We start from the raw sequence: 8,875 nt of genomic DNA, 5'->3' as shown, positions 1-8,875 counted from the left end.
CAAAAGTCACAATAGTAATACCTTCCAAAGCCTTCTCGACAACCATCCACTCTTTTGTTCCCTTTTGTCACTGTTGTGGTTCAAAAAAAATCAATTTTAGTTCCCTTGTTCGCTGAACCTTTTCTTGGAATCGGGATGAATACATATTTTACTGATTTCTCTGATCTGAGCTGGATTAAATCTGCGACCATCCGTTAAATCCGCGTTATCCGCGTTCCATATAAAAGTCGCAACATTCACGTCATTCAAAGCCTTCTCGACAAACATTCATTCTTTTGTTCCCTTTTGTCACCTTTGTGGTTCATAAAAACCATTTTAACCATCCACCATCTGTGCCTTCATTTTGGCTATCCTGTCTTCCAAAGACTCCGAAGACAGTTGGGCCCGTAAACGGTCCACCATGATGGGAAAAGAAAATGGGGTAAATTGCCCCGGTTTTTTGAGGACAATTTGTTGCCTGTTGATTTTTCTGATGGCCTCCAGCACTTTGTCTTTTTCCATTTGCATATCCAATACTTCCCGGTGTGCCTGCTTCAACAAAAGGTTATCAGGATCATAATCTTCAAAAACCCCATAAAGAATGCCGGAATTGGACTGAAGATGACGAAATTTCATTGGTTTACCAGGATATCCCTGAAAAATCAAGCCTGATATCGTGGCAATATCCCTAAATTTCCTCTTGCTCATCTCACTTTCATTAATACAGGCAAGGATATCCTCTTCAAGGTTGACTTCAGAAAACAAGTCCTCTTCCAGGACATCGGCTATGGGAATGGGCTGGTCAGATAAAAGCTCAAAACCATAATCATTCATGGCTATACTGAAAGTCAGGGGATAAGAAACGCTGATGCGGTAAGCCACCAAGGCCCCCAAAACTTCATGCACCATCCTGCCTTCAAAAGGATAAAAGTAAACATGGTGGCCTTCCTTGGAAATATTTTGTTCGATCAGGAAAGTTTGGGAGTCTGGAATCAGGGAAAGTCTTTGCTGTAAATCCAAAAGGGGGGCTATATAGCCGGCCTCTTCAGACCTGTAAATCCCTTGGGCAGCCTCCTCCAAAATCTGTCTGATTTTACCGGAAAGTTTGGAGGTCAGTGAAATCCTTCCGCCCATGTAGGAAGGGGTATTGCTGCTAATTTTGTTGGAAAGTTGGACATAGGCATTCATGTCTTTGATGCCGATAAATTCCAAGTTCCTTCCAGAAAAGAAAAATCGGTCTCCCTGTCTCAATTTAGATAAAAAGTACTCTTCAATCATGCCGAGGTATGTTCCGTTTTTGAATTTAACCTTAAGCATAGGGTCAGAAACAATGGTGCCCATGGATAGCCGGTGGCGCATAGCAGTCTTCTTGTCCTTCACCTGATATCGACCATTTTCAGCGATTTCCACTTTGGCAAATTCTTCATATCCACTCAGAGAACGGCCCCCTTCAGTCACAAAAGACAACACCCATTCAAACGCTTCCACCTCCAAATCCCGGAAGGCATGGGTGTCCTTTACCATTTGATACACCTCCTGTGGCTGAAAGCCCTCCCCAACGGCCAAAGTGATCAAAAACTGTATCAAAACATCATAGGTGAGGGTAGGGGGATGAATGGACTCCATATCCCCGGTCTCCATGGCATTTCTCAAGGCCGCTGCTTCAATGAGCTCCAGGGAATGGGTAGGGACAAAGTAAATCTGACTCGGGAGTCCTGGCTGATGCCCAGAGCGGCCAGCCCGCTGAATAAACCTGGCAACACCCTTGGGGCTCCCTATTTGAATCACCGCATCCACAGGCCTAAAATCCACCCCTAAGTCCAAAGAAGAGGTACAGACCACCAGTTTCAATTTACCAAAATGCAAAGCTTCTTCCACCCAGGCCCTGACCTTCTGATCTAGGGAACCATGATGAATGGCCACCCAACCTGCCCAATCCGGTCTTTTTTCCATAATATGGTGATACCATATTTCACTTTGAGCCCTAGTATTGGTAAAAAGCAGCACCGAGCGGTGATTTTCAATGATGGGGATGACTTTGTCAATCAGTTTTATGCCCAAATGACCGGACCAGGGGTATTTTTCCAGTTCATCCGGAAATACAGTCTGCAATTGGATGTTCTTTTCTACTTTGGCTTTTACAATGTGCAAAGGATAATGCTGACCCAATAACATGGTACAAGCTTCCTCCAAGTTTCCAATGGTAGCAGAGATGCCCCAAAGCCTGAATTGTTGGGAAGCATAATGCCGGATATAACTCAAGGCCAACTGTACCTGTACCCCCCGTTTGTTGCCCATCAGTTCATGCCATTCATCGATGACAATAGCCTTTACCGTTTGGAAAAGCTCATGGCTTCCTTTTTGTGCCAATAGGATATGCAAGGTCTCAGGGGTGGTGACCAGACATTCCGGAGGGTTTCTTTTTTGGGATTGCCGCTCTTTGGTATCTGTATCCCCGTTTCTGACCGCCACTTTCCAGGGTAAACCAATTTCAGTACAAACTTCCTGCATGGCTTTTTGGATGTCCTGTGCCAAAGCACGCAAGGGTGTTACCCATATCAGTTGGATGCCGTTTTTTTTAGGTTTATGCCAATCATTTGGATGATTTTGGATGTATTCCAAAATGACGGGAAACCACAGGGCAAAGGTTTTACCGCTTCCTGTGGGAGCATTCAAAAGACCTGATTGACCTGCCATGTAATCCTGCCAGGTCTGGATTTGAAAATCGAAAGGCGTCCAACCTTTCTTCTCAAAATACGCAAGGGCAGGGGAGAGGGCTTTTGTGTTAGTTGCCATAAATATTTAGCAGGTCTTTTAAATCATCCAAGGTATTGGCTTCTTCTATGGGCTTGTCTCTTCTCCACCTTTGGATCCGTGGAAACCTCAAAGCAATCCCAGATTTATGTCTGGCACTTTCCTGAATACCCTCGAAGGCAATTTCAAATACCAAAGCGGCTTTTACTGTCCTAACCGGACCAAATCTTTCCAAGGTGTTTTGTTTGACGTACTTGTCCACTTCCCTGATTTCTGCATCGGTAAGTCCTGAATAAGCCTTGGCAAAGGGCACCAATTGAGCGCCTTCCCAGACAGCCAAAGTATAATCTGTGTACAGGTCAGCCCTTCTTCCATGGCCCTTTTGGGCATAAATCATGACCCCATCAATGGTCAGGGGCTCCACTTTCCACTTCCACCAACTCCCCCTTTTTCGGCCAACTTCATAGACAGAATCCCTGTGTTTCAACATAAAACCTTCAGCCATCATGCTTCTTGATTTTTGATGGATAAGCTGTAATTCCTCCCATGAATTGGCCTGTACCATTGGAGACAGTTTAAAGGAATTTTCTCCAAATTGTTTCTTAAGGATTTCTAAAATCTCTCTTCTTTCGTGAATCGGCTTTTCCCGAATATCTTGGTCTTGCCATTCCAGGCAATCATAGGCAATAAAACTGACAGGAGCTTCTTTGAGTATTTTTTTACTAAGGGTTTTTCTGCCTATTCTGGTTTGCAATAAAGCAAAGGGTAGCGGTTTATCCTCTCCAAAAGCCAGAATTTCTCCATCAATTACTGTTCCATCAGGGATATGTTCAGCCATATCTACCAACTCGGGAAATTTCTCTGTCACCAATTCTTCCCCTCTTGACCAAATGAAAGTTTCACCCTTTCTTTTGATCAATTGGCCCCTGATGCCATCCCATTTCCATTCCACCTGCCATTCCCTTATATCACCCAACTCAGAGAAAGATTTGTCCAAGGCATGGGCCAAATAAAAGGGATAGGGCCTGGAAAGGTCATCGGTTTGGTTTTTAGCAAGAATAAGGGCTTCAAAGGAAGTTTGAAAAGGGTCCCAATTCCCCATAATCCTATGCGCCACTTCAGTCTTCTCTAGCCCAGAAGCCGCAGCAACTGCTTGCGTGACCAAATTTTGGCTTACGCCTATTCTAAAACCTCCGGTTATGATTTTGATAAAAACAAAGCGCTCATGTTTATCCAAATTGTCCCAGGCATATTTGATGGCTTCTTTCTTTTGGGGTTCTTCCAAGTCTGAAAGCGAAACCAAATACTTGATCCAATGACTTAAAGTAAGGTCTTGGGATTGGCCCTGTACTGGCAATAGAAGCGCAATGGTCTCAGCCAGATCTCCCACCGTCTGATAAGACTCTTCAAACAACCAATCGGGGATACCGGACCATTCACAGCACCAAGCTCTTAACTGTTTGGTATTGACCTGCCGCTTAGGTCTTTTGTGCGTGAAGAGTGCCAGTGTCCAAATTTTATCTTCATCAGGTGCAGCTAAAAAATAACTTTTCAAAGCCGCTATTTTATCAGAGGTTTTGTTGCTTTGATCAAGTTCCTGAAATAGTTGGGCAAATAATCTCATGAAGGATGATTTTTTCCTGTGAAAATATGGCCAATGTGACTTAGCTCTCATTTTCTCAAGAATATTTTATATATCTTGTTAAGGTATTGAACAATTCTACGTCTTGCGGCGTAATTAATAAAAAACACCATTGCTATGAAAAAGTTGGCCGTTTTATTTCTTTTTGGTTTACTTTCGTTTTCATGCCAGGAAAAGGAAGAAAGCAGGTACACCACAAATGAAGTAAGTTATAATCTGTATCAAGGTTCAGATTTCAATTACGAGGGTACGGTATGGGTGAGAGAGCTCAATGGAGGGGATTTGGAGATGACTTTGAGATTGGAAGGACCAAAATCAGATGAAGCCTACTTCTTTCCGGCACATTTGCATTTCGGTGCCTATGATAACGTTGACGCGCCAATAGCATTCCTTCTAAATCCAATTGATATACGTACTTTGGAGAGTGTGACCCAATTAGGTGCTTTATCAAATGGAAAACAAATGAGTTTTGAAGACTTTAAAAATTTTGACGGGCATATTAAGGTCCATTTGGCAGACTCAGGTCCGGAATACCAGATTATCCTTTCGGTAGGAAATATTGGTAAAAATGACAACAGTAGGGCTGCTTTTAATCTGGAAAACATGACCTTGTGTTCTCCTTATTACTAAGAAGGAGAATTTCCAAAAATAAAGGCTACCAAATTTTGGTAGCCTTTATTTTTTAGGACCTTTACACATTATCGTGCTCATCCATTTCTTTTGGAACCAATAATACCTGCATGCGTTCTTTGATTTCGAGTATTTCATCATGCATCACTTTTTGATATTCCAAATGTTCGGCATCTGAAAAAGGCTTCATGGGATTATGTACATGGTATTTTCTGTGGTATCCGCCATCTTCATCATCATGGTCATGGGAATGCTCAAAGCCTGGCACCTCAATGATATCTTTGTCCCAGATCTTTAAAATTTCCTTGGCTTCAGCATAGTCTATTTCCGCATCTTTAAGTGCCTTCTCTAAATCCATGAGCTCCTCCCTAATGTCCAAGGATTGCTGATGGATGACATTGGCCTGTTCCAACTCCGGTGTAATTTCTCTTTCATCGTGTTTATGCCCTGAAGAACATTGGAAGAAAATAATCACCGATAAAATCAGAGCCGCAATTAGAGTAACTTTTTTCATGCTTGTGTTTTGGTTTAAATGAAAAGAGGAAAAACTTTTCAGTTTCTCCTCTAAAATTAAGCGATGTATTTCATTAATCAATGTGTACTTCGTAAGTTTTCTGCGTCACATTACCATTGATGTCTTCTACCCATACGATCAAATCAAGGTGATCTTCTCCAGATGGTAGGATAATGGCATTTTCTCCCTGTAGAATATCTTCAAATCTTAATTCATCGGTATTTGGAAGTGCAGGACCGGTCATGCCTTGTCTCCATGTGGACGCCCCCCACATTCTTTCATAAAAAACCTCATCTTTTACCCTTGCCATAGCACTGTGGCTATGGTTGTGGTCATGCTCTTCTGCCAATCTAATCCAAACAAATTTGATTTCAGAACTCAAACTATGGGTTCCTTTTGCAATGCTTCCTATTACTTCAAGAGCTTCACCCGCTTCACCTTCGATTTCTCCATCTTCTAAATTTGTAACTTCTACAACCGGAGCATAAGCCCTTTCAATAAAGAAAGTGGCTAAATAATTACTGTCATCAGCAAAGCCTGTTTGATTGCCGTGAATGTCAACTGCAGACACAATGATGTCATATGGCCCTGCCAAAACATTTCCCTCAACCCTTGAAGTAGGCCCTTCCCAATAAATATCAGTAGTCGAATTGTCAACGTTCAAAAATGTGGCTCCTTGAGGAAATCTGAATGCTGGATTTCCAGCATCAGGACTATAAATGTCCTTTACATTCAAAGCTTCAAAATTATTAAGCATTCTCGCATGGGTATGTCCATCAAAGGAATTGTGAACGTCCACCAATACCTGACCGATTCCAGAAGCATCCGTTACGCTGAATCTAACATGCATATGATCTGTGGTGCCCCTTCTTACCTCATTATTGGCAGGTCTAAAACCGTCCCTTCCTTCTGCAAAAGCAATGACCGGAGCATCACGGTCTACTACAGCAGGATCATCATTGTCAGTACAAGATGCGTGGACTACAGCTAAGCCCAGTGCCAAATAACTTAAATATTTCTTCATGTTGGTTTATGTTTGTAATATTGTTGTATATGCAATAACGTTGCAAATATAAGGCATAGTTTTAAATAGGAAAACTATTCGAGAGAAAATTATCGGATATTTAAAGGAATATTAATGCTAAAAGAAATATTCCTGCCCTGTTCAGGAAGATTCAGCAAGCGGTATCTACTTAAATGATTAAAATAAACAGCATTAGTCAAGTTTTGACCTGAAACTTGAAATTGTAAAGTATTATTTTTAAAAGTTAGATCCCAGCCCAAACCTGCTTCCCATATGTGATAGCCCTCTGTAACCCTTTCATTTCGATCAACCCGGTTTTGCGTAGCTGCTCTCCTGGATTCCACAAAGAAATAAAGATTCTGAACCTGTTTGTTGATTTCAGGAATCTTATATTCCAAGCCTGTCAAAGTAGAAAATGGAGGGGTCAATGGTAAAGGCAAACCTGTATCCAAATTCAAATTATAAACATATTCCGCCCCAAAAGAAAGGTTAAAATTCTTAAATATGGCCAGTTGGGACATGAGTTCAGCACCTGTAAAGACCGCATTATTTTGTCTGTATTCCCATAACAGACTGGAGCCCGGTAAAGGTGAAAATCTTGGGGCAGGAGCCAGGTATATGTAATTGTCAAAATATCCGAAAAAGGGACTCACACTGATATGCACCTTCTTTTTTGATAGGGCCATGTTCAGATCGGCCTGATAACTTCTTTCTGCTACCAAATCAGGATTTCCCACTTCATGTCTGAAATTGCCATGGTGAACGCCATTTGAGGCCAGTTCAATTGGGGTTGGAATTCTGTACGCAGAGCCAAGGTTGAACTTCACATTTATGTCTTCCTTAAACACCCAGGATACACCAGTACTCCCACTTATATTGAAAAATGAGCGGTTGATGTCAGGGTTTCTTTGATCAAATTCCCCTGTAGGTTCTAGCCTTACAAAAATTGGTTGAAGGTGCTCTTCTATATCATGAAAAGCACCATCAGCCCTAAGTCCTCCATTCCAGACCAGAGTATTATTGATTCTTTGTTCTCTGAAATAAAAAACACCACCTTGAAAGGACTGAAAATTTGGTAATAAAAATTCAAAGCCACTGTGTCGGTTAACGGACTGTTGGGCATTAAATCCCAAAACAGATTGTCCGCCTTCCCCATGTTGTTGGTTTAACCTCATGTTAGCCGTAAATACATCCAGATTGAGGGATAAAGCCAAATTACCGAAATCATTGGGCCCAACACCTTGGGTATGGGGAAGAGAAAACTCTTTCCTTTGGTTTCTTTGATACCCCAGGTCCAACTCCATCCAATATTTGCCCAGCTGCACATTATTGTTCCATATCACCTTATAATGTTGGTTGTCCTGTCTGGGGATATCGATATTTCTGTGATCACCATCGTGTCTTAAATTATAGGAATTGGGAATTCCTACAGCACCTGCGAAGATGCCAGCCTGTTGGTTAAAACCACTGACGGTAAGTGTGGAATATCCCCAGTTTTTTTGAACCCCTCCGGTAAAGGAAAAATGCCTTTCAGTTCCTGCAGTATTCTTTAACCTATTGTCAAAAATGGGCAAGAGGAAGCCGGCATAAACAAAATTTTCTGCGGGAACCCTGTAATCGCTGTAGTCCTGTGCGGTAAACCGAGCCCTAAAAATCAAATCCTTCTCATTTCCATCCACAAAAAAGGAATGGGAAACCATATCGTTATTGGAGCGGTATAAGCCTGAGTAATTTGCCTCGATTTCTCCATTCTGTTTGAAAGCAGCAGGAGCAATATTGATCACACCTGCCATACCATCAGAACCATATATCAAAGAAGCTGGACCTTTGACAATTTCCACCCTGTCCACATCAAAGGGATCAATTTCAAGACCATGGTCTGCACCCCATTGTTGTCCTTCCTGTTTTATACCCCTGTCATTGATCATGATCCGGTTAAAACTCATCCCCCTGATCACCGGCTTGCTGATACCTACCCCGGTATTGATGGTAGAAATACCCGGTAATTTTTCTATGGCGTTGGCAAATGTACCGCCATTGTTTTTCTGAATAAACTCCCTGTCCAAAATTAAAATTGTCTGAGACTGTTCCAAAGGCCCATTTTTAAATGGGTTGGCTTCGACAGTCATACTTGCCAATAGGATGGCGGATTCAACCAATTGGACTTCTAAATAATTCTCCCCTAGATTGACTTCTATATTTTTACTGAAAGATTTAAAACCAATATGGGTAACATGAAGATGATAGTTTCCCGGTTTGAGTTCAGGAAACCCAAAATATCCTTCTGCATTGGCAATAGTTGACCTTCCCAATTCGTGTATAGAAACTATGG

The 8,875-nt window shown here is 41.9% G+C and carries 6 protein-coding genes; 1 reads left to right on the top strand and 5 read right to left on the bottom strand.

Going from position 1 to position 8,875, the window contains the following annotated elements; translation table 11 throughout:
* Positions 1-315 precede the first annotated feature (315 nt).
* A complete protein-coding gene (locus tag B879_RS19535) occupies positions 316-2,775 on the bottom strand; it encodes a ligase-associated DNA damage response DEXH box helicase (RefSeq protein WP_009186952.1) in 2,460 nt (819 codons plus the stop codon).
* Positions 2,765-4,357, bottom strand: a complete 1,593-nt coding sequence (locus B879_RS19530; protein WP_009186951.1) for an ATP-dependent DNA ligase — start codon at positions 4,355-4,357, stop codon at positions 2,765-2,767. The genes B879_RS19535 and B879_RS19530 overlap by 11 nt, the downstream gene beginning before the upstream one ends.
* A 135-nt stretch (positions 4,358-4,492) precedes the next feature.
* On the opposite strand from B879_RS19530, the gene B879_RS19525 reads away from it, so the two are divergent.
* Complete coding sequence (locus B879_RS19525) at positions 4,493-5,005, top strand: hypothetical protein (RefSeq protein WP_009186950.1); 513 nt, start codon at positions 4,493-4,495, stop codon at positions 5,003-5,005.
* A gap of 61 nt (positions 5,006-5,066) precedes the next feature.
* Here B879_RS19525 and B879_RS19520 read toward each other — a convergent pair whose 3' ends face one another.
* From B879_RS19520 to B879_RS19510, 3 genes are all read right to left on the bottom strand, one after another.
* Positions 5,067-5,519, bottom strand: a complete 453-nt coding sequence (locus B879_RS19520) for a hypothetical protein (protein ID WP_009186949.1) — start codon at positions 5,517-5,519, stop codon at positions 5,067-5,069.
* A gap of 73 nt (positions 5,520-5,592) precedes the next feature.
* On the bottom strand, positions 5,593-6,543 hold the full coding sequence (locus B879_RS19515) for a DUF4625 domain-containing protein (RefSeq protein WP_009186948.1): 951 nt from the start codon (positions 6,541-6,543) through the stop codon (positions 5,593-5,595).
* 89 nt (positions 6,544-6,632) lie between these two features.
* Positions 6,633-8,875, bottom strand: a 2,243-nt coding sequence (locus B879_RS19510; protein WP_306413712.1) for a TonB-dependent receptor, incomplete at its 5' end; no start/stop codon positions are given.

The organism is Cecembia lonarensis LW9, assembly GCF_000298295.1.
GTDB classification, from domain to species: domain Bacteria; phylum Bacteroidota; class Bacteroidia; order Cytophagales; family Cyclobacteriaceae; genus Cecembia; species Cecembia lonarensis.
Note: the sequence above shows the minus strand (reverse complement) of the source record. Positions and strands in the feature narration are given on the sequence as shown.